Below are 20,608 nucleotides of genomic sequence, written 5' to 3'. Positions count from 1 at the left end.
GTGCGGGACTTCCTGCTGCTCCTGGTGCGCGACGCCCGCGCCACCGTCTCCGGATGGTCCCGGGCGCGCCGTGCGGCGGCCTGCGCGGCGGCCCTGCTGTTCGTCCTCCTCACGTGGCGGCTCGAGGCCCCGGACCTGGCCACGCTGCGGCACTGGGCGGAGCACACCGCCGCCTGGTTCCCGCTGCTGTTCTGGGCGCTCTATGTGGGGATCACCCAGTTCCCCGTCCCCCGCACCCTGCTCACCCTATCCGCCGGGCTGCTCTTTGGCCCCTGGTGGGGCGCGGCGGTGGCCCTGAGCGCCACCACGGCCTCGGCGGTGCTCTCGCTGGCGATCGTACGCGGGGCGCTCGGGGAATGGATGGCCCCGCGCCTGCGCCACCCCGGCGTGGCCCGGATCTCCGCCCGGCTAGAGCAGCGCGGCTGGCTGGCGGTGGGCTCGCTACGGCTCATCGCGGGCATCCCCTTTAGCCTGCTCAACTACGCCGCCGCGCTCTCCCCCGTGCGGGTGCTCCCCTTCGCGGCGGCCACGGCCGCGGGCTCGGCCCCGGGAACCATCGCCGTGGTCGCTCTGGGGGACTCCCTCGCCTCCGGCCTCGACGCCCGGATGCTCGCCGCCATGCTCCTGCTCGCCGCGCTGGGCGTGGCGGGGCTGGCGCTGGATCGACGCCTCCCGGTCAAGCCCTTGCCCTAGACGGCTAAGGCGCTAGACTGAAGGAATGTTTGCCCTCCACGCCCGGTATCGCGGGCGCGCCACGCGGCGCGCCGACCTCGTGGCCCGCTCCGCGCGGGCGCTGAGCACCGTCGAGGGGGTGGGCGACTTCGAGCACCTGGGAGTGGAGGACATCCGCGCACGGGTGGACACGCCGGAGGCGCTGTGCAACGTGGTCATGGCGCTGCTCTCCGACGGGGACTGGGCCATCGGCGTCGGCATCGGGGACCGCGCCCTGGGGGAGGCCACGGGCAGCCTCAGCCGGGCGGCCCGGCCCGGCACGGTCAGCGTGGGAAAGCACCCGGAGGCCGGGGACTTAGCCGCCGTCTTTGCCCTGGTGGGGCAGGTGCTGGCCAAGCGCACGGTGGAGGGGCGCGAGGCCACGGCCCTGGTGCGCGGCGGCCTCACCCAGAACGAGGCGGCCGCGGAGCTGGGCATCTCCAAGCAGGCGATCTCCCAGCGCCTGCAGGCCGCCGGGTGGCAAGCGGAGAACGCCGGGTGGCAGCTTGCGGTCAACCTCCTGCGGCAGGCGGCCGCAGCAGAGGGCGGGGATTAGGAGGGCTAGGCCTCCTCCGCCTCGGCGGTCTTGTTTTCTTCCTGCTTCACCAGCTCCGCGAGCGAGGGATCCACGGGCTTGTTGGCTACCGCGTTGGCGGCGGCCACGGCGGCGGCGATCTCGGGGTCGGACTCCGTGGAGAACCAGCTCTCGGTGTTGTCCGGCTCCGCCATCTCCTTGGTCTCCGCGTCCACGGCCTGCGGCTCGTAGCGGAACACGCCCTCCTCGTCCTTCTTGGCCATGGCGCGGGCGAACTGCTCCAGGGAGTCCCCGAACTGGGAGGGCACCATCCACATCGTGGAGGCCTGGCCCTCGGCCATCTTGGGCAGCTTCTCCAGGTACTGGTAGGCCAGCACCTCGGGGGTGAGCTTGGCGGACTTGATGGCGGCGTTCACCTTCTGGATGGCGCGCGCCTCGCCCTGGGCCTCCAGGTAGCGGGCGGCGCGGCGGCCCTCGGCGCGCAGGATCTCCGCCTGGCGGTCGGCCTCCGCCGCCAGGATGGCGGCGTGCTTCTCGCCCTCCGCGGCCAGGATGCGCGCCTGCTTCTCGCCCTCGGCGGTCTTGATGTCGGACTCCCGCTGGCCCTCGGCGCTGAGGATGGTGGCGCGCTTCTCCCGATCCGCCTTCATCTGCATCTCCATGGACTGCTGGATGGAGGGCGGCGGGTCGATGGCCTTGAGCTCCACGCGGCTGATCCGCAGGCCCCACTTGGTGGTGGCGGCGTCCAGCTCGCCGCGCAGGCGGCGGTTAATCACCTCGCGGGAGGTCAGCGTCTCCTCCAGCGTCATGCCGCCCACGACGTCGCGCAGCGTGGCCACGGAGATCTGCTCCACGCCCACGATGTAGTTGTCCACCCCGTAGATGGCGCGGGCGGGGTCGTTGATCTGAAAGGTCACCACCGTGTCGATGGCCACCGTCAGGTTGTCCTGGGTGATGACCGCCTGGGGCGGGAAGGACACCACGCGCTCGCGGGTGTCCACCCGGGCGCGCACCCGGTCGAGGAAGGGTACGAGGAACGTGAGTCCTCCCTCCACGGTCCGGGTGTAGCGGCCCAGCCGCTCGATCACGGCGGCCTGCCCCTGGGGGATGAGGGCGATGGCCTTGATGACGAAGAGGGCCACGAAGGCGATGAGAACGATGAGGACGAGGAACCCTGGTTCCATTTAGTCTTCCTTCCAGACGATGGCGGTGGGACCGTCGATGCGCACCACGGTGACGTGCTCGCCCGCGCGGTACGAGGCGTGGGGATCGGCCGCGGCGGCGGACCAGATGCTGCCGTCCAGCCGAACCTGCCCGGTCTTCGCGGTCACGGGCTCGATGACCTCGGCCCCGTGTCCCACCAGGGCGGCGGGCGAGGTATCGAGCGCCAGGGGAACCTGCATCCTGCGGCGCAGGAAGGGCTTGACGAAGAAGAGCAGGGCGAGGGAGACCAGGGAAAAGACGAGCACCTGAGCCCACAGGGGCGCCCCGAGCAGGGCGGTGCCGCTGGCGGCGAGCGCGCCGCCGCCGAGCATGAGAAGGGTGAACTCCCCCACCGCCAGCTCCAGGCCCGCCAGGACAAGGGCCGCGATGAACCAAGCGATGATTTCCACGGGCCCCAGCCTACAGAAAAGGGCGCCGCTAGGTGAGGTCAGATTTACTTAACTCGGGATTGGTGACGAAGTCCACGAGGCGCTCCACCGCCCCGATGAGCGTGGAATCGACGTCCCGGAACGACCCCACGGCCCCGTACACCCGGCTCCACCCCTCCTTGGGGTCGGACCATCCCACCCGCCTGCACACGCCGGTCTTCCAGTCCTCCCCGTAGGGCACCGTGGGCCAGGCCCGCAGCCCCAGGCGCTGCGGCTTGACCGCCTCCCAGATGTCGATGTACGGGTGCCCGGTGACCAGCACGTGGGGGCCCACCTGCCTGGTCAGGCGCGTCTCCTTGGAGCCCTCCACCAGGTGATCGGCCAGGACCCCCACCCTCCGGCCCGGCCCGGGCCGGAACTCCTCGAGGCGCTCGGGCAGGTGGTCCAGCCCCTCGAGGTACTCCACCACCACCCCCTCCACGCGGAGGTCGTGGCCCCAGATCTTCTCCACGATCGCGGCGTCGTGCACGCCCTCCACCCAGATCCGCGAGGGGGCCGCGACCTTCGCCTCGAGGTTGCGCACGCGCCGCGAACCGGAGTTGGAGCGTTCGGGGGCGCGGGGTGGCACGTAGCGGGTGAGGCTGACCCGCTCGCCCTCGTAGAGAAAGGCCCCGGGGCGCATGTGGAACAGTCGCTGGGTGCCGCGCCGATCCTCCAGGCGCACGAAGTCGCCGTCGTAGGTCCGCTCCGTGCCCACGATGGCGCCCACGAAGTCCTGGGCGGGCACCTCCACCACCTCGCCGGGGCGGGCGGGCACCTCCGGGTAGGAGGGGCGCTGGCGCCGGGCGTGGCCGGACAGTATATCTCCGCCGTAGGGGTCCTTGATAGCCATGATGCCCTACACTACTGGGATCATGCCTATCCGCCCCAACGTGTACTCCCCGCTCCAGCACACCGCCCTGTGGCTGGCCGCCTGGCTCTACGGCAGGGCGTCCACGGACGCCCTGATCGACGCCCTCGTGGACCTGCGCCAGCCGCGCTCCGTGGACGTCCTGCAGCGCCTGCGGGCCACGGCCCGCCTGCGCGGCCCGGAGCCCGCCGTGCGCCTGGTGCTCGCGGGCCCGGCCCAGCCCAGCGGGCTGCCGCACCCGGCCGACGAGCACGGCGCCCTGGTGATCCCGGTGGGCGGGGCCTATCAGGTGCTCATCGGGGTGCAGGGCGAGGACCGATGGCGCTGCCACGAGATCGACGCTCCCCCGGCGGCGCTGCACCTCTCCCCCGGCGAGGCGGACCTCCGCCTGGCGGACGCCACCCGCAGGGCCGCCGCCCTGATCGAGGCCGCGGGACGCAGGGAGTCCGCCCTGCCGGACCCCAGGCTGACGGTGGGCACGCTCAGCGACTTCTACGAGACCCCCGGCCTGCCGGAGATCGCCCCCAGGGCGGCGAAGCTGATCGCCCGGGCGGACCGGGTGGCCGCCATCATCGAGACCCTCCTGGATCGGGTGGGCGACCACAGCCTCGACCCCGAGCTGATCGGCCTGTGGCGCTACATCCGGGAGGCCCGGATGGCGGCGGTGGATTACGCGGTGCGGGAGATGGGCCGCTTGGCCGGCTGACAGCACCCCGGGTGGCAGGGCTCGCCGTTGACGGTGCAGCCGTTGACCGTGACCCCGCCGAGGCCCTCCGGGGCGCGGCCGCGGCTCAGCTCCTCGACCAGGTCCACCACCATGGAGGTAAAAAGCTCCGTGGGGCCCGCGGTGCGGGTGCGCTCCATGCGCATGCCGCGCTCGTCCACGGCCTGGCGCAGCTCGGTGTCGAGGTCCCACACCACCTCCATGTGATCGGAGATGAAGCCGATGGGGCACACTACGATGTTGTTGATCCCGCGCTCCTCGTGGAGCTGGCAGGTGTGGTCCACCACGTCCGGCTCCAGCCAGGGGATCGCCGGGCTGCCGGACCGGGACTGCCACACCAGGTCGTAGTCCTCGATCCCGGCGGCCCGCGCCACCAGGCGCGAGGCCTCGGCCACCTGGCGCTCGTACAGGCCCGAGTCCTCGGGGCCGCCCGCGGCCTCGTTGGCGCTTAAGGGCACCGAGTGCGCGGTGAAGATGGTGCGCGCGGCATCCTCCGGGGCGAAGCGCGCGTGCGCCTCCCGTAGGGCCTCGGCCATGGCGGCGACGAACTTGGGGTGATCGTAGAACTGCCGCAGCTTGGTAAAGGTCACGGCGGGCAGGCCGCGCTCCTGAAGGTGCTTGCGGATGCGCTGGATGTCCTCGTGGTACTGGCGGCAGCCGGAGTACCCGCCCCACGCCGAGGTGCTCAGCACCAGCGCGTTGCGCACCCCGTCCGCCGCCATCTGCTCGGCGGTGGCCTCCCCGAAGGGGTGCCAGTTCCTGTTTCCGAAGTAAACGGGCAGGTCCAGCCCGCGCCGCCGCAGCTCCCCCTCCACGTTGGCGATGATCTCCTTGTTGAGGCGGTTGAGCGGGCTGATCCCGTCGAAGTGGAAGTAGTGCTCCCCCACCACCTTGAGGCGCTCGCGCGGGATGCCGCGTCCCCTGGTGACGTTTTCGAGGAACGGAACGACCTCCTCCGGTCCCTCCGGGCCGCCGAAGGAAAGAACGAGAAGGGCATCGTAGGGCTGCTCAGGGCTCATGCCGTCCAGCCTACGACGCGAAAGAGAAGGGGGCCAAAATCTACACCATGCGCACGGCGTAGGGGCTCATCCCGGCCCACCGCACCGGGGAGACCTGGACGTAGGACCCGGACTGCGGGGCCTCGAGCATCTGGCCGTCGCCCAGGTAGATCGCCACGTGGGTGTTGCCGGAGGGGCCGTAGAAGATGAGGTCGCCGCGCTGGATCTCGCTGGGATCGATGCGGGTGCCGCGCTGGTACTGGTAGCCGGTGTAGTGCGGCAGGGAGATTCCCGCCCCGGCGAAGGCGTAGAGCACCAGGCCGGAGCAGTCGAAGCCCACCTTGTTGTAGTCGCCGTAGGAGTCGGCCACGCCGCCGTCGCGGATGCCCTGGCTCGGGCCGCTGGCGGTGCCGCCGCCCCAGGCGTAGGGCTGGCCCACCTGCGACATCGCGCGGGCGATCACCGTCTCGATGATCTCCGAGCGCGAGCCCTGCGCCGCGCCGCTGGCGGAGCTGGACAGCTCCGAGGTGCCCAGGACCTCCTCCACGGGCTCCTCCGTCACCGCCTCCTCGGCGGGGGTGCTTTCCTCCGCGTCGGCCTCGCTCGTGGCCTCGGGGGTGGTCTCCTCCGCGTAGCCCGCGTCGCCCTCGATCTCGGCCTCCACCTCGGGGGTGGCCTCCCAGGAGGGTTCCTCGGCCGTGGCCGTGGGGGTGGTGGGGGCCTCGCTGCTCGGCTCCTGCGTGGGCGTCTCCGGCGCTTCCTCGGTGCTGGGCGCCGCCGGGGCGGTCTGCTCCGCGGCGTCGGCCTCGCCCGCCCCCGCCGTGGCCTCGGGGTTCTGGATCTCCGCGACCTCGGCGGGCTGGGCGTCCTCCTCGCTGGGATAGGGGTTGTTCAGCTCCGCGTGCACCGGCTGGCGGCTTTCCACCGCGGCCGCGGCCGCCGCGGCGGCCCGCTGCTGCGCGCCGTGCTCGGCGGCGATCTTCTCCGCCTTCTTGCGGGCCTCCTCCGCCTGGCGTGCCTGCTCCTGGGCCCGCCGCTCCTTCTCCTCGGCCTGGTACTTTTCGAACTCCTCGCGCTGCTGCAGCAGGCTGCTCGCGTTGCCCTTGGCGGCGTCGAGCCGCGCCTGGGCCCACCGCTGCTCCTGCAGGAGGCGATCGTGCTCCTGGGAGCTCTCGGCGAGGGCCCGGGAGTTCTCCTCGATGGCGGCCTGCGCGGACTGCTGGGCGGCCGTGGCCTCGCTCTCGCGCTGCTCGGCCACGTTGCGCGCCTGCCGCAGCTCGGATTCCTTGTTGGCCGTCACGGTGCGGGCGCGGTCGAGCGACTCGATGGCGGCGCGCTGCTTCTCCGCGTTGGTGCGCAGGTAGGTGCTGCGGTCCAGGGAATCCTCGGAGGTGGTCTCCCCGGAGACGGCCCCCAGGGGGCTGGACGCGCCGCGCCGGTAGGCGGTGCGCGAGATCTCGTTGAGGGTTTTCTGCGCCTTTTCCAGCTCCTGCTGGCTGCGGCCGAGCTCCGTCCTGGCGGTGGCCGCGGCCTGACGCGCGCGCTCCGCGGTCCCCTGGGCGTCGTGCAGGTCCACGAGGGACTTGTTCACGGCCTCGCGTAACTGGCCCATCGAGAGTTCCAGCTCGGAGAGGCGTTCCTGGGCGGAGGTGACCTGCCCGGCCAGCTCGGACACGGAGGCCGCCCCGGTCTCGAGCGCGGCCTGGGCGCGGGCGAGGTCGTCATCGCTGGGGTTGGTGGGCGCCGCGGCCACGGGGAGCGCGGTGCACAGCGAGCAGGCGCATACCACGGTGGCGATGCTGGCCCTGGCCATGCGCGTGAAGGACGTCGTGCTCGACGCGGTTGTTCCCACAAAGTCTCCCTTCGGGCCGGTGGTCAAGGAATCAACCTTTACCGGCTGCCGTGAAGCGTTTCGACACGGAGGCGACGCGCGGGCCGGGACATCCGAGGGGAGGAGTATTCGCGGCAGGCTTCCCCACGTGCCCGAATACCGCCTCACCGCTCAAGAATCAGGACTTGAAATCAGCCCCGTCCGACCCGCGAGTCAATAGTCAAACCATAGGCCACCCCCACCCCTCAAGTCTCTTCCGCTTCAACTTTCACAGGCCGAGGACTAGGTGTGCGGGGCTGGCCGTGCGCGCGCAGCCAGCGCGGATGCCGGGGTCGGGGATTTTTAGTGATTTGCAACACTATTTGGGCGAACTTGCGTGTCGCTGCCCGTGGTCAAGTTTTATCTCTTGACGGCGAGCCTGCCCGCGAGCGAGGCGAGGGTGCACAGCAGCACCACGCTCAGCCCCACCGGCGTCCAGGGGATCGGGGTGGCGTCGAGGTGCTCGGGGAACTCCCGGACGGCGGTCACGTAGTCCCGGGTGCCGAGGAAGGCGTCCTGGGCGCGCTCGAGGTCGTTGCGCGGGTAGCGGGAGCTGACCGCCGCCCCGGACTGCGGGGCGCGCACGAGCACGGTCTCGATGCCGGTGGCCTCGTGCAGCTCCTGGGCCACGTCGCGCAGATCGGCCGCGTGGGCGGGCATGAAGTGCAGGATGGCCACGCCGAAGGTGCCCTCGCCCGCGCGCTCGGCGTCGTCCACGGCCCGGGCCATCGCGTCGCGCCACTCGGGGCTGACGTGCCCCGTGGTGGCCACTCCCCGCTCCCCGAGCTGCTCCTCGAGGGCTGCGAGGTCGACGTCGGTCGGAACCATGCTGCCTCCTTAAAGCGCCGCCGGGCCCGTGCGGGCGCCGAATCGCCCCTCATTCTAGCGGGGGTGGCGCGGGGCGCGGCGTTCATCAACAGAACGGCCGTACTGTTATGATGCTGTGAAACGAGGACCGGCCGGGGCCGGATAGTAGACTCGTGGACGAGCCTCGTGACAACGCCGGACTCCGGCTCCGGCGACGAGCCTTATTCTCAACCCGTTAGGAAGTGGAGCTCACTGTGATGGAAAGCAAGAATTCCTTTGACGCCAAGCGGAAGCTCAAGGTTGGCGAGAAAGAATACGACTACTTTGCCCTCGATGCCGTAGCGGGCATGGAGAAGCTGCCCTATTCCCTCAAGGTGCTCGGCGAGAACCTGCTGCGCACCGAGGACGGCAAGAACGTCACCGAGGAGCACATTCGCGCCATCGCGAACTGGGACCCCAAGGCCGAGCCCTCCACCGAGATTCAGTTCACCCCCGCCCGCGTGCTCATGCAGGACTTCACGGGCGTGCCCTGCGTGGTGGACCTGGCGACGATGCGCGAGGCCGTCACCGCCCTGGGCGGCGACCCGGACCAGGTCAACCCGCTCAACCCGGCGGAGATGGTGATCGACCACTCCGTGATCGTGGAGGCCTTCGGCGGCCCGGAGGCACTGGCCAAGAACGTGGAGATCGAGTACCAGCGCAACGAGGAGCGCTACCAGTTCCTGCGCTGGGGCTCGGAGAACTTCTCCAACTTCCGCGTGGTGCCCCCGGGAACCGGCATCGTGCACCAGGTGAACATCGAGTACCTCTCCCGCGTGGTGTTTGACAACGAGGGCGTGGCCTACCCGGATACCTGCATCGGCACGGACTCCCACACCACCATGGAAAACGGCCTGGGCATCCTGGGCTGGGGCGTGGGCGGCATCGAGGCCGAGGCGGCCATGCTGGGCCAGCCGGTGTCCATGCTGATCCCCAAGGTGGTGGGCTTCAAGCTCACCGGCGAGATCCCGGTGGGCGTGACCGCCACCGACGTGGTGCTCACCATCACGGACATGCTGCGCAAGCACGGCGTGGTGCAGAAGTTCGTGGAGTTCTACGGCAACGGCGTGAAGTCCGTGCCGCTGGCCAACCGCGCCACCATCGGCAACATGTCCCCGGAGTTCGGCTCCACCTGCGCGATCTTCCCGATCGACGAGGAGACCGTCAACTACCTGCGCTTGACCGGCCGCCCCGAGGAGCAGGTCGAGCGCGTGGAGGCCTACGCCAAGGCGCAGGGCATGTGGCTGGAGCAGGACGCCCCCGAGGCCGAGTACTCCGAGTACCTCGAGCTGGACCTGTCCACCGTGGTGCCCTCCATCGCGGGCCCCAAGCGCCCCCAGGACCGCATCCTGCTGACGGACTCCAAGCAGACCTTCCGCGAGCAGCTCGGCTCCTTCACCAATGACCCCATCTGCGAGGACGACTCCCCCGCCGGCGCCCGCATGGAGGGCGAGGGCGAGGCGGAGGACGCCCCGGAGGCCCTGGTGGCCGGATACAACTCCTCCCCGCGCGGCCACGGCGAGTCCGCCGCGCTGGGCGCCAAGGGCCGCCAGTCCAAGCCCGTGGTGGTGCAGTCCCCCAACGGCGGGCACTACACCGTGGACCACGGCATGGTGGCCATCGCCTCCATCACCTCCTGCACCAACACCTCCAACCCCTCCGTGATGGTGGGCGCGGGCCTCATCGCCCGCAAGGCGGCGGCCAAGGGCCTGAAGTCCAAGCCGTGGGTCAAGACGATCTGCGCCCCGGGCTCCCAGGTGGTGGACGGCTACTTCAAGCGCGCCGACCTGTGGAAGGACCTGGAGGCCCTGGGCTTCTACCTCTCCGGCTTCGGCTGCACCTCCTGCATCGGCAACTCCGGCCCGCTGCCGGAGGAGGTCTCCGAGGCGATCAACGAGAACGACCTCACCGCCACCGCGGTGCTCTCCGGCAACCGCAACTTCGAGGGCCGCATCTCCCCCGACGTGAAGATGAACTACCTGGCCTCCCCGATCATGGTCATCGCCTACGCCATCGCGGGCACCATGGACTTCGACTTTGAGACCCAGCCGCTGGGCCAGGACCAGGACGGCAACGACGTCTACCTCAAGGACATCTGGCCCTCCACCGAGGAGATCGAGTCCACCATCGCGGAGTGCATCACCCGCGAGATGTACGTGGAGGACTACGCGGACGTGTTCAAGGGCGACGAGCAGTGGCAGAGCCTGGACGTGCCCACCGGCAAGACCTTCGAGTGGGACGAGGACTCCACCTACATCCGCAAGGCGCCCTACTTCGACGGCATGCCCACCGAGCCCGCCCCGGTGGAGGACATCCACGGCGCCCGCGTGCTGGCCAAGCTGGGCGACTCCGTGACCACGGACCACATCTCCCCCGCCTCCGCCATCAAGCCGGGCACCCCGGCGGCGCAGTACCTGGATTCCCGTGGCGTGGAGCGCCAGGACTACAACTCCCTGGGCTCGCGCCGCGGCAACCACGAGGTGATGATGCGCGGCACCTTCGCCAACATCCGCCTGCAGAACCAGCTCGTGGACGTGCAGGGCGGCTACACCCGCGACTTCACCCAGGACGGCGGCCCGCAGTCCTTCATCTTCGACGCCTGCCAGAACTACAAGGCCGCGGGCACCCCGCTGGTGGTCATCGCGGGCAAGGAGTACGGCACCGGGTCCTCCCGCGACTGGGCGGCCAAGGGCACGAACCTGCTGGGCGTGCGCGCGGTGATCACCGAGTCCTTCGAGCGCATCCACCGCTCCAACCTCATCGGCATGGGCGTGATCCCGCTGCAGTTCCCCGAGGGCTCCTCCCACGAGTCCCTGGGCCTGGACGGCACCGAGGTCTTTGACATCACGGGCATCACCGCCCTGAACGACGAGTCCGCGGGCATCCCGGAGACGGTGCACGTCACCGCCACCAAGAACAGCGGCGAGACGGTGGAGTTCGACGCCAAGGTGCGCATCGACACCCCCGGCGAGGCGGACTACTACCGCCACGGCGGCATCCTCCAGTACGTGCTGCGCTCCATGGCCAAGGCCCAGTAGCCGAGTAGCCGCGCATCGTGCCCGTCGTTAGCCAAGCGGAGCTGGAGCGCCGCCGCCACGAGATTCTCGAGGGGGCGCGCCGATGCTTCGGCGAGTTCGGCTACGAGGGCGCGACGGTGCGCCGCCTGGAGGCGGCCACCGGCAAGTCGCGGGGGGCGATCTTTCATCACTTCGGTGATAAGGAGTCGCTCTTCCTCGCCATCGCCCGCGAGGACGCCGAGCGGCAGGCGGACGTGGTGGCCGCCGAGGGGCTGGTGGAGGTGATGCGGGACATCCTGGATCACCCGGAGCGGCACGACTGGCTGGCCACCCGGCTGGAAATCGTGAGGATGCTGCGCACGGACGCCTCCTTCCGGTCCCGCTGGCGGGAACACCAGCGGGTGCTGGATCGCGCCGTGCGCTCGCGCCTGCAGCGCAACGCGCAGCAGGATCGCATGCGCACGGACGTCCCCGTGGAGGTGCTCATCATCTACCTGGAAACGGTGATGGAGGGCCTCATCTCGCGGCTGGCCCTGGGCCAGCCGGTGGAGGGGCTGGCCCGGATGCTCGACCTCGTTGAGGACTCCGTGCGCAAGACCAAATAGACCGCTTAGTTCATATTATCCCCGGGATGATATAGACTAAGCGGTATGTCTTTATTCCTGCTGCTTTCCCTGCGCCAGAACGAGGCCGTGGCGGCCCTGGAATACCGGGACTTCCTGCGCGCCACCGGGCTTCGGCCCGAGCGGCTGGAGCAGCGGGTTCTCGGCTCCCCGGCGGCGGGCGTGGGCCCGCTGGACCGCTACGCCGGGGTGTTTGTGGGCGGCAGCTCCCTGAACATGACCGACCCCGACCCCGGCGCCTGGCAGCGCCACGTGGTGCGCGAGCTGACCGTGCTCATCGACGGCCCCGCGCCGGTGTTCTTCACCTGCTTTGGCACCGGGCTCATCGCCCGCGCCGTGGGCGGAAGCCTCGGCCACGACCACGCCGAGCGGGCGGGCCGGACCCGGGTGGAGGTCACCCCGGAGGGGCGGCGCGACCCCATCTTCGGCGGCCTGCCCGCCGTATTCCCCGCGCTGACCGGCCACACCGAGTGCGTGCTCTCGCTGCCCGCCCGGGCGGCGGTGCTGGCCTCCGGGCCCTCCTGCCCCGTCCAGGCGCTGCGGGTGGGCGGGCACACGTGGGCCACCCAGTTTCACCCGGAGATGGACCCGCCCGCCATGGCGCGGCGCATGGACTTCTACCGCCACCACGGGTACTTCGACGAGGAGGAGTACGACTCCATCGTGGAATCCCTGCACGCGGTGGACACCGGCCACGCCCACCGGGTGCTGGGGCGCTTCGTGGACTACTGCCTGCGGCGCAGCGAGCATACCCCCGATTACACTGACAAGGTATGTATGCCATCATGACCGTCACCGGCGAGGACCACACCGGGATCATCGCTGCGGTGACCTCCGCCCTCGCCCGCCACGACATCAACATCCTGGACGTTTCCCAGACCCTCATGGACAAATGGTTCACCATGATCCTGCGGGTGGAGTTTGACGAATCCCGCCACGGTATCGCCGCGATCCAGCAGCGGATGGCGGAGGTGGAAAAGGCACAGGGCCTGACCATCCGGTTGCAGTCGGAGGCGCTGTTTAGCGCCGTAAACGAGGTGTAAGGCCGTGTTTAATCCCCGTTCGGTGCTTGACACCATCGAGATGATCGAGAAGTACCGCCTGGACATCCGCACCGTCACCATGGGCATCTCCCTGCTGGAGTGCCGCCGCTCCACGATGGCGGAGACCGCCCAGGCCGTCTACGAGCGCGTGACCCGCCAGGCGGCCCGCCTGGTGGAGGTGTGCGAGGGCATCGAGGCGGAGCTGGGCATCCCCATCGTGAACAAGCGCATCAGCGTCACCCCCGTGGCCCTGCTGTGCGGCGGCCTGGAGGGCAACCCGGCGGACCTGGCCCGGGCGCTCGACCGCGCCGCCACCGAGGTGGGCGTGAACTTCATCGGCGGCTACTCCGCCCTGGTGGAAAAGGGGGCCACGGCCGCGGACGCCCGCCTCATCGCCTCGCTGCCGGAGGCGCTCAGCCAGACCGAGGTGGTCTGCTCCTCGGTCAACGTGGCCTCCTCCCGGGCCGGGATCAACATGGACGCGGTGGCCGACCTCGGCGCGGCCATCAAGGACGCCGCCCGGGCCACGGCGGACCGGGCCGCGATCGCCTGCGCAAAGCTCGTGGTGTTTGCCAACGCCGTGGGCGATAACCCCTTCATGGCCGGGGCCTTCCACGGCGTGGAGGAGCCGGACTGCGTGGTCTCCGTGGGGGTCTCCGGCCCCGGCGTGGTGGGCCGCGCGCTGGGCCCCCTGGAGGGGGCCAGCCTGGACCAGGTGGCCGAGGAGATCAAGAAGGCGGCCTTCAAGATCACCCGCACCGGTCAGCTCGTGGGCGCGATGGCCGCGCAGCGCCTGGGGGCGCCCTTTGGCATCGTGGACCTCTCCCTCGCCCCCACCGCCGAGCTGGGCGACTCCGTGGCGCACATCCTGGAGAACATGGGCCTGGGCCAGGTGGGCACCCACGGCACCACTGCGGCCCTGGCGCTGCTCAACGACGCCGTGAAGAAAGGCGGCATGATGGCCTGCTCGCGGGTGGGCGGGCTCTCCGGGTCCTTCATCCCCGTGTCCGAGGACAAGGGCATGATCGACGCGGTGCGCTCGGGGGCGATCTCCATCGACAAGCTGGAGGCCATGACGGCCATCTGCTCCGTGGGGCTGGACATGATCGCGATCCCCGGGGACACCCCGGCGGAGACGATCTCCGCGATGATCGCGGACGAGGCCGCCATCGGGGTGATGAACCATAAGACCACCGCCGTGCGGGTGATTCCGGTGCCGGGGACCCGGCCCGGCGAGGAGGTGAACTTTGGCGGCCTGCTGGGCTACGCCCCCGTCATCGAGGTGAACGAGGTGCCCTCCGAGGGCTTCGTCCGGCGCGGGGGCTTCATCCCCGCGCCGGTGCACGGCTTCCGCAACTAGTCGGGCTGCGGGAGGCTGCGGGGCACGACCTTCCCGGCGTCGTTGCGCGGCAGCGAGTCCATCCAGCAGATGAAGTCCGGGATGTTGTGCTGGGCCAGGCTGGTGCGCACCAGGTCGCGCACCGCCTCCTCGGTCAGGGCCCTGCCCGCGGCGGTGTCCTCGCGCACGATGTAGGCGTCGAGGCGGGCGATGATGTCGTTGCGCACGCCGCGCACAAAGACGTCCGCGATGCCCTCTTGCCGCAGCAGGAAGTCCTCCACCTCGCGCGGGTACACGTTCTCCCCGCCCTTGATGACCATGTCGTCGCAGCGCCCGTGGACGTGGAGGAAGCCCTCGGCGTCGAAGTGCCCGTAGTCCCCGGTGCTGAGCATGTGGTCGCGCACGTCCACCGCGTCGCGGCGGGAGAGGTAGCCGATCATGGACTCGGAGTTGGAGCTGTAGATCACGCCCCGCTCCCCCGGCCCGGCCAGGGTGCCGTCCTCCTTGTACAGCGCGATGCGCACGCCGGGGGCCACGGTGCCCGCCCGGCTGGGATCGGCCGCCAGCTCCGGGCCGCTGGCGGAGGCCACGGGCCCGTGCTCGGTGGAGCCGTAGAAGTTGCACACCACCGGGCCGAAGCGGGCGTGCAGGGCCTGGATGAGTGTGGGCGGGATGGCGTTGCCCGAGGAGGCGATGAACTCCGGGGGCCGCAGCGAGCGCTGCTTGTCCTCCGGCAGGGCCGCCAGGGCCTTCTCGAAGTCGCGGAGGAACACCGCGGCGGAGAGGATGCCGGTCACGCCGTAGCGCAGGCAATCCTCCACGGCCTGGCGGGGGTCGAACACGCGCCGCATGATGGTGGTGGACTTGGTGGCAAAGGCCAGGTTGACGTTCAGCCAGCCCCAGGCGTGGTAGGTGGAGCAGGTCATCTGGATGATCCCCTCGCGCCGCCAGGGGATCTTGGGCAGCAGGCTGGCCGCCACCGCCGGAGACTTGGGCACCCCGCGCACCACGCCCTTGGGGGTTCCCGTGGTGCCGGAGGACATGATGACGGTGGGGCTCTGCCCGGGGCGGAACTTCAGGTCCGGCGCGGGCGCCTCCGCGATGGCCTCCGCGTAGCCGATCACCCCGAGGGCGCTGGCGTCGCCGTAGGCGGCGATCACGGGGATCTCGCCCACATCCAGGGCCGGGATGAACTCCGCGTCCGCGATCAGCGCGGCGGCGCCGTAGTCCGTGATGGTGCGGGAGATCTGCTGCGCGGAGGAGCCGGGGTTGATGATCATGGGCACCGCGCCCAGGTAGGTGCAGGCGGCCAGCGTCATGGGGGTCACGCGGCTGTTGCGGGCCACGATGGCCACCTGGGCTCCGCGCCGCACGCCCCTGAGCTGGAGGGCGGAGGCCAGGCGCAGCGCCTCGTGGTGCAGCTCGGCGTAGGAGATGGAGCCGATGTCGTCGATGATCGCGGTGCGCTGCGGGCAGTAGTGGGCCGCGGTGTCGAGGAAGGTGCCCACGGAAAAGCCCCAGCGGGCGTAGCAGCGCGCCCAGTTGGCGGCGTCGCCGGGGGTGCGCATGCTGAGCATGCCGGCGCGGAGGATGTGGGGCACCGCGTGGGCGAAGGACCTCGCCTGCTCGCGGGCGGGGACGGACAGCGCGACGGGCTGTTCCATGCTGAAAAGTGCGGACATGCGGTACCTCTTAGCTGGCTGCGACGATTTCCGAGATCCTGGCCACGCCCAGGTCCGTCATGTGGATGGGGACGTTGCGGGGCTGGCCGAGGTCGATGGCGGCGCCGTACCAGCGCTCGCCGTCGGGGGCGCACATCCCGTGCCCCAGGGAGGCCGCGCGCAGGTCCACGTACTGCACCCCGGCCTGGGCGGCGGCGTCGCGGTTCATCGCCTCCGCCATGTTCTCCAGGTCCGTGGTCAGCGGCACGCCCTCGAAGGAGTGGATGTTGTTGCCGAGCTGGAGCAGGCAGGTGCCCACGTTGTCCGAGATGGAGGGGTAGCCCAGGACGCGGATGGCGGCCTGGGGCGCGGCCTGGCGGATGCGGCCTATCTGCTCGGTCAGGGCCGCCACGTAGGCGCGGTGGATCTCCTCGGGGGCCTTGCGGTCGGCCATGTTGAGGTAGGTGTCGTTGAAGCCCACCTGGATGAGCACCTCGCGGGTGGCGCCGTCGAGCGCGCCCTGCGCGATGGCGTCGTCGATCTGCGCGGAGATGCGCTTGCCGCCGGTGGACACCGAGGCCCCCGGGCAGGAGTAGTCGTGGGCCTCCATGCCCTTGAGGCGCGCCACCTGCTTGACCATGCCGTTGGGGTCGGAGGCGCAGTGGTTGTGCACGTTGTGCTTCTGCTCCTCCGGGATGGGCAGGCCCGCGGAGAGGTGATCGAGGAGGCGGGGGTTGGCCATGACGGAGTCGCCGAAGCCCACGAGGGCGTTGGGGGACGCGGTGGCGGGGACGGCGCTGAGTCCCAGCGAGAGGGCGACGGCGGACGCGGCGAACAGCGCGCGCCGAGACAGGGAACGGACGCTCATTTATTCTTCCTCTGCTTTCACGACATGAAACCTATGGGGCGGATGGTGCTCATGTTAATCGGAAATCCGCTGAAACCATACTAGGCCCGAGGTTATTTTGTCACCAAAATTGGAGCATTTATCAGATTGTTACACAGATACTCTACCCATCGCCGCGCCGCGGGCGGGCGTTACCCCGCGCGGGGGGATGGGTATTTATTTTCACATGGTGACCTGCGTCAATGCCGGAAGTTTGCGCGGAATGTACCGCACGGTCTGTCTTGTCTCCTAGGCTGGTCAGCAACCTATTCAGAGCGGCCGAGAGACCCGGCTCTACGACGCCGCAGCAACCCCCAGAGCCCTGGAAGGGTGCTACAGCCAGGTTCGATAGGGAGTAACCCATGTCTACTGCACACCTGTACGCCGGGTACCGCCCCGGCGTACCCACGGACACCCCCACCGTGTCCTTCGAGCTGTACCCGCCCCGCAACCCCTCCCGAGGGTCCGGGGTGTGGGCGGGCATCAGCCGCCTCATCGACACCGCCCCGGACTACGTCTCCGTGACCTACGGGGCCGCAGGAAAGCGCACCGACACCCGCGACCGCTCCGTGCAGGTGCTGCTCAACGTCCTGGACCGGCACCGGGATCTGCCCGCCGTGGCGCACCTGACCTGCCTGGGCTCCACGCGGGCGGAGCTCACCCTCCTCGTGCGCCTGCTGCTGCGCGCCGGGGTCCGCGACTTCCTGGCGCTGCGCGGCGATCCCCCCGGCGGGGACCCGGACTACCGCCCCCCGGCGGACGAGCCCGCCCGCGCGGTGGACCTCGTGCGCCTGATCCGCGAGGTGGCGGCGCAGGAACTCCCCCTGGGTGTGGGGCGCGGGTACAACGGCGCGGGCGCGGCCACCGCCGCCCGGCCGGAGGACTACGTCTCCATCGCGGTGGCGGCCTACCCCGCCACCGGGGGCCGGGCGCGGGCCAACGACATCGCGGCGCTGGCGGAAAAGGAGGCCGCGGGCGCGGACTACGCGATCACGCAGGTCTTTTACTCCGAGGAGGACTACGCCTCCATGGTCCGGGAGCTGCGCATGGTGGGCTCCAGGCTGCCGATCGTGCCCGGCATCATGCCCCTGCACGACCTCAACCGCCTGCGCGCCATGGAAAGGCTGGCGGGCATCCCCGTGCCCAAGCGCATCGAGCGGATCTTCACCCAGGCCACCAGCCCGGACCGCCTGGTGCGCGACACCTTGAGCGCCACCGTGGACCTCATCGGAGGGGTGCTGGACGCCGGGGCGCCCGGCATCCACCTCTATACCTTCAACCGTCCGCGCCCCACCCTGGACATCCTGGAGTACCTCCGGGCCTCGGGGTATCTGGGCAGGACCGCCGGGCCGCGCGCGCCGCGCGACCCGGCGGTGGACACGGAGCTCGTCTCCCTCGCCCTGCACCGCATGACCCCGAGCTACTACTGACCTCACCCCTCAAAGAGAAAGGTTTTGACCATCATGACCGTCTTTCCCTCCGCCACCGTGCTGGGCTACCCGCGCATCGGCGCGAACCGCGAACTCAAGCGCGCCCTGGAGTCCTTCTGGTCCGGACGCGGCGGCGACCCCGCCGAGACCGCCGAGCGGCTGCGCGCCGCCCGCACCGAGCGGCTGCGCGGGCTCGGCCTGACCGAGGAGTCGGCCGTCCCGGAGGACTTTAGCTACTACGACCAGGTGCTCGACGTCGCCATCGCCACCGGCGCCCTGCCCTCCCGGTTTGCCGCGGAGCGCGAGGCCCTGGCGCGGGCCCAGGACCCCGACTCCGAGGAGGCGCTGCGCGCCCAGTTCACGGTGGCGCGCGGGCAGGGCGATCGCCCCGCCCTCGAGCTGACCAAGTGGTTCGACTCCAACTACCACTACCTCGTGCCGGAGATCGGCCCGGAGACCGAGTTCGAGTGGCTCGGCTCCCCGCGCATCGCGGCGGCCCGGCTGGGCGCGCGGCCCGTGATCGTGGGCCCGGTGACCTTCCTCGCCCTGGCCAAGGCCAGCGAGGAGGCGCCGGAGGGTTACAACCCCCTGGATCGCCTGGCGGACCTGCTGCCGGTGTACGCGCGGTACCTGAGCGAGCTGAAGGCGGCCGGGGCGCGGTGGGTGCAGCTCGACGAGCCCGCCCTGGTCACCGACCGCCACCGCACCCCGCAGGAGCGCTCCGCGCTGCTGGCGGCGCTGCGCACCGCCTACACCGCCCTGGCCACGCCGGACGCCCCCCAGATTGCGGTGGCGCTGACCTACGGGCACGCCTTCGACGCCGTGGACGCGCTGGCGGAGACGGACGTGCAGGCCGTGATCATCGACGCCGTGCGCGGCGCGGTTCCCGGCGCGCGGGAGCTGGGGCGCTGGGGGCAGTCCCTCGCCGGAAGGACCCTGGGCGTGGGCGTGGTCTCCGGGCGTAACATCTGGCGCGCGGACCTCGACGCGGCCCTGGCCGTGCTGCGCGGGATCAAGGAGGGGCTGGGCGAGTCCGTGGCGGTGTCCGTGACCACCTCCACCTCGCTCCAGCACGTCCCGCACGACGTGGAGCGCGAGACCCAGCTCGATGAGGAGCTGCGCTCGTGGCTGTCCTTCGCGGACCAGAAGGTGCGCGAGGTGGCCACGCTGGCGCGCGGCCTGGCCGAGGGGGACGAGGCCATCGCCGCCGAGCTGGAGGAGGCGCGCGCGGCGGCGGCCTCCCGCCGGGCCCACCCCGGCGTGGAAAGGAGCGAGGTGCGCCGGGCCGTGGCCGGGGTCACCGAGGAGCAGCGCACGCGCGGCGACGCCGCCGCCCGCCACGCGGCCCAGGACGCGGCGCTGGGCCTGCCGGTGCTGCCCACCACCACCATCGGCTCCTTCCCCCAGACCGACGAGATCCGCCGTGCCCGCGCCGCGCACCGCGGCGGCAAGATCGACGATCGCGCCTACGAGGACGCGATGAAAAAGGAGATCGCGGAGGTCATCCGGGCGCAGGAGGAGATCGGCCTGGACGTGCTGGTGCACGGCGAGGCGGAGCGCAACGACATGGTGCAGTACTTCGCGGAGAACTTCGAGGGCTTTGCCACCACCGTGCACGGCTGGGTGCAGTCCTACGGCTCGCGGTGCACCCGCCCCTCGATCCTGTGGGGCGACGTCACCCGCCCGGAGGCCATCACCGTGGAGTGGTCGCGCTACGCGCAGTCGCTGACCAGCCGCCCGGTCAAGGGCATGCTCACCGGGCCGGTGACCATCATGGCGTGGTCCTTCGTGCGCGAGGACATCCCCTGGGGCGAGGTGGCGGATCAGCTCGGCCTCGCGCTGCGCGCCGAGGTGGGCGACCTGGAGGCCGCCGGGATCGGGATCATCCAGGTGGACGAGCCCGCCATCCGCGAGCTGCTTCCCCTGCGCGAGGAGGACCGGGAGGAGTACCTGGAGTGGTCCGTGGGCGCCTTCCGCCTGGCCACCGCCGGGGCCGCCGAGTCCACCAGCATCCACACCCACCTGTGCTACTCGGACTTTGCCACCATCGTGGACGCCATCGACCGCCTGGACGCGGACGTGACCTCCATCGAGGCCTCGCGCTCCAAGCTCAAGGTGCTGCCCGCCGTGGCCGAGCACGGCTTCCACCGGGGCCTGGGCCCCGGCGTGTGGGACATCCACTCCGCCCGCGTGCCCTCCACCGAGGAGATCGTGGAGCTGCTGCGCGTGGCCGTGGGGGCGCTGGATCCCCAGCAGGTGTGGGTGAACCCGGACTGCGGGCTCAAGACCCGAGGCTGGGAGGAGACCACGGCCACGCTGCGCAACCTCGTGGAGGCGGCGCGCGTCGTCCGGGGTGACCTGGATAACTAAGGGGGATATGCTCAGGGTCGCCTCTGTTTTTCTTAAGCGAAGGGAGCGTGACC

Annotated in this window: 18 protein-coding genes and 1 riboswitch; of the genes, 10 read left to right on the top strand and 8 right to left on the bottom strand. The window is 70.7% G+C overall.

Annotation, left to right across the window (positions count from 1 at the left end; genetic code table 11):
- Window positions 1-693, top strand: coding sequence for a TVP38/TMEM64 family protein (locus B140_RS0108280; protein ID WP_018118894.1), 693 nt, complete (start codon window positions 1-3; stop codon window positions 691-693).
- 25 nt (window positions 694-718) lie between these two features.
- The gene (locus B140_RS0108275) at window positions 719-1,267 is read left to right on the top strand and encodes a MarR family transcriptional regulator (protein WP_018118893.1); all 549 of its coding nucleotides are present in this window, start codon (window positions 719-721) and stop codon (window positions 1,265-1,267) included.
- Between the two features lie 5 nt (window positions 1,268-1,272).
- On the opposite strand, the gene B140_RS0108270 is transcribed toward B140_RS0108275, so the two are convergent.
- From B140_RS0108270 to B140_RS0108260, 3 genes are read right to left on the bottom strand one after another with little or no spacing between them, the layout of a single operon-like run.
- Window positions 1,273-2,430 (bottom strand): SPFH domain-containing protein, encoded by a 1,158-nt coding sequence (locus B140_RS0108270; RefSeq protein ID WP_018118892.1) that lies wholly within the window; start codon window positions 2,428-2,430, stop codon window positions 1,273-1,275.
- On the bottom strand, window positions 2,431-2,859 hold the full coding sequence (locus B140_RS0108265; RefSeq protein WP_018118891.1) for an NfeD family protein: 429 nt from the start codon (window positions 2,857-2,859) through the stop codon (window positions 2,431-2,433).
- Between the two features lie 28 nt (window positions 2,860-2,887).
- Window positions 2,888-3,730, bottom strand: a complete 843-nt coding sequence (locus tag B140_RS0108260; RefSeq protein WP_018118890.1) for a DUF3097 domain-containing protein — start codon at window positions 3,728-3,730, stop codon at window positions 2,888-2,890.
- Between the two features lie 22 nt (window positions 3,731-3,752).
- Between B140_RS0108260 and B140_RS0108255 the strand changes: the two genes are divergently transcribed.
- Window positions 3,753-4,454, top strand: a complete 702-nt coding sequence (locus B140_RS0108255) for a hypothetical protein (protein ID WP_018118889.1) — start codon at window positions 3,753-3,755, stop codon at window positions 4,452-4,454.
- On the opposite strand, the gene B140_RS0108250 is transcribed toward B140_RS0108255, so the two are convergent.
- The 3 genes from B140_RS0108250 to B140_RS0108240 all read right to left on the bottom strand — a co-directional run bounded on the left by B140_RS0108250 (window position 4,418) and on the right by B140_RS0108240 (window position 8,168).
- Complete coding sequence (locus B140_RS0108250) at window positions 4,418-5,491, bottom strand: ferrochelatase (RefSeq protein ID WP_018118888.1); 1,074 nt, start codon at window positions 5,489-5,491, stop codon at window positions 4,418-4,420. The two genes, B140_RS0108255 and B140_RS0108250, sit on opposite strands and share 37 nt — an antisense overlap.
- A 40-nt stretch (window positions 5,492-5,531) precedes the next feature.
- Window positions 5,532-7,283, bottom strand: a complete 1,752-nt coding sequence (locus B140_RS0108245) for a DIP1281 family NlpC/P60 protein (protein WP_018118887.1) — start codon at window positions 7,281-7,283, stop codon at window positions 5,532-5,534.
- Between the two features lie 417 nt (window positions 7,284-7,700).
- On the bottom strand, window positions 7,701-8,168 hold the full coding sequence (locus B140_RS0108240) for an Rv1476 family membrane protein (RefSeq protein ID WP_018118886.1): 468 nt from the start codon (window positions 8,166-8,168) through the stop codon (window positions 7,701-7,703).
- Between the two features lie 236 nt (window positions 8,169-8,404).
- Here B140_RS0108240 and can point away from each other — a divergent pair, with 236 nt between their 5' ends.
- The 5 genes from can to B140_RS0108215 are packed head-to-tail and all read left to right on the top strand — an operon-like array spanning window position 8,405 to window position 14,229.
- A complete protein-coding gene (gene can / locus B140_RS0108235) occupies window positions 8,405-11,224 on the top strand; it encodes an aconitate hydratase (RefSeq protein WP_018118885.1) in 2,820 nt (939 codons plus the stop codon).
- A 17-nt stretch (window positions 11,225-11,241) separates the two neighbouring features.
- Window positions 11,242-11,808, top strand: a complete 567-nt coding sequence (locus tag B140_RS0108230; RefSeq protein WP_018118884.1) for a TetR/AcrR family transcriptional regulator — start codon at window positions 11,242-11,244, stop codon at window positions 11,806-11,808.
- 45 nt (window positions 11,809-11,853) lie between these two features.
- Window positions 11,854-12,615: a glutamine amidotransferase gene (locus tag B140_RS12295; RefSeq protein ID WP_018118883.1), complete on the top strand. Its 762-nt coding sequence runs from the start codon at window positions 11,854-11,856 to the stop codon at window positions 12,613-12,615.
- Entirely contained in the window at window positions 12,600-12,869 is a 270-nt protein-coding gene (locus B140_RS0108220; protein ID WP_026166154.1) for an ACT domain-containing protein, read from the top strand. Before B140_RS12295 ends, B140_RS0108220 begins: the two co-directional genes overlap by 16 nt.
- A 4-nt stretch (window positions 12,870-12,873) precedes the next feature.
- Window positions 12,874-14,229, top strand: coding sequence for a PFL family protein (locus tag B140_RS0108215; RefSeq protein ID WP_018118881.1), 1,356 nt, complete (start codon window positions 12,874-12,876; stop codon window positions 14,227-14,229).
- Here the strand turns inward: B140_RS0108215 and B140_RS0108210 are convergent.
- Window positions 14,226-15,872: an AMP-binding protein gene (locus tag B140_RS0108210; protein WP_051069284.1), complete on the bottom strand. Its 1,647-nt coding sequence runs from the start codon at window positions 15,870-15,872 to the stop codon at window positions 14,226-14,228. The two genes, B140_RS0108215 and B140_RS0108210, sit on opposite strands and share 4 nt — an antisense overlap.
- A 28-nt stretch (window positions 15,873-15,900) precedes the next feature.
- A complete protein-coding gene (locus B140_RS0108205; RefSeq protein ID WP_018118879.1) occupies window positions 15,901-16,737 on the bottom strand; it encodes a GDSL-type esterase/lipase family protein in 837 nt (278 codons plus the stop codon).
- Window positions 16,738-17,018: 281 nt separating this feature from the next.
- A riboswitch (SAM riboswitch) is annotated at window positions 17,019-17,110 on the top strand.
- 7 nt (window positions 17,111-17,117) lie between these two features.
- Between B140_RS0108205 and B140_RS0108200 the strand changes: the two genes are divergently transcribed.
- Window positions 17,118-18,185 (top strand): methylenetetrahydrofolate reductase, encoded by a 1,068-nt coding sequence (locus B140_RS0108200; RefSeq protein WP_018118878.1) that lies wholly within the window; start codon window positions 17,118-17,120, stop codon window positions 18,183-18,185.
- A gap of 33 nt (window positions 18,186-18,218) precedes the next feature.
- Window positions 18,219-20,555 (top strand): 5-methyltetrahydropteroyltriglutamate--homocysteine S-methyltransferase, encoded by a 2,337-nt coding sequence (metE, locus tag B140_RS0108195; RefSeq protein ID WP_040426339.1) that lies wholly within the window; start codon window positions 18,219-18,221, stop codon window positions 20,553-20,555.
- Window positions 20,556-20,608: the final 53 nt, after the last annotated feature.

The sequence above is a fragment of the Corynebacterium mastitidis DSM 44356 genome, from assembly GCF_000375365.1.
GTDB classification, from domain to species: Bacteria; Actinomycetota; Actinomycetes; order Mycobacteriales; family Mycobacteriaceae; genus Corynebacterium; species Corynebacterium mastitidis.
The sequence above is the reverse complement of the archived record's forward strand: the minus strand, read 5'-3'. Positions and strand labels throughout refer to the sequence as shown.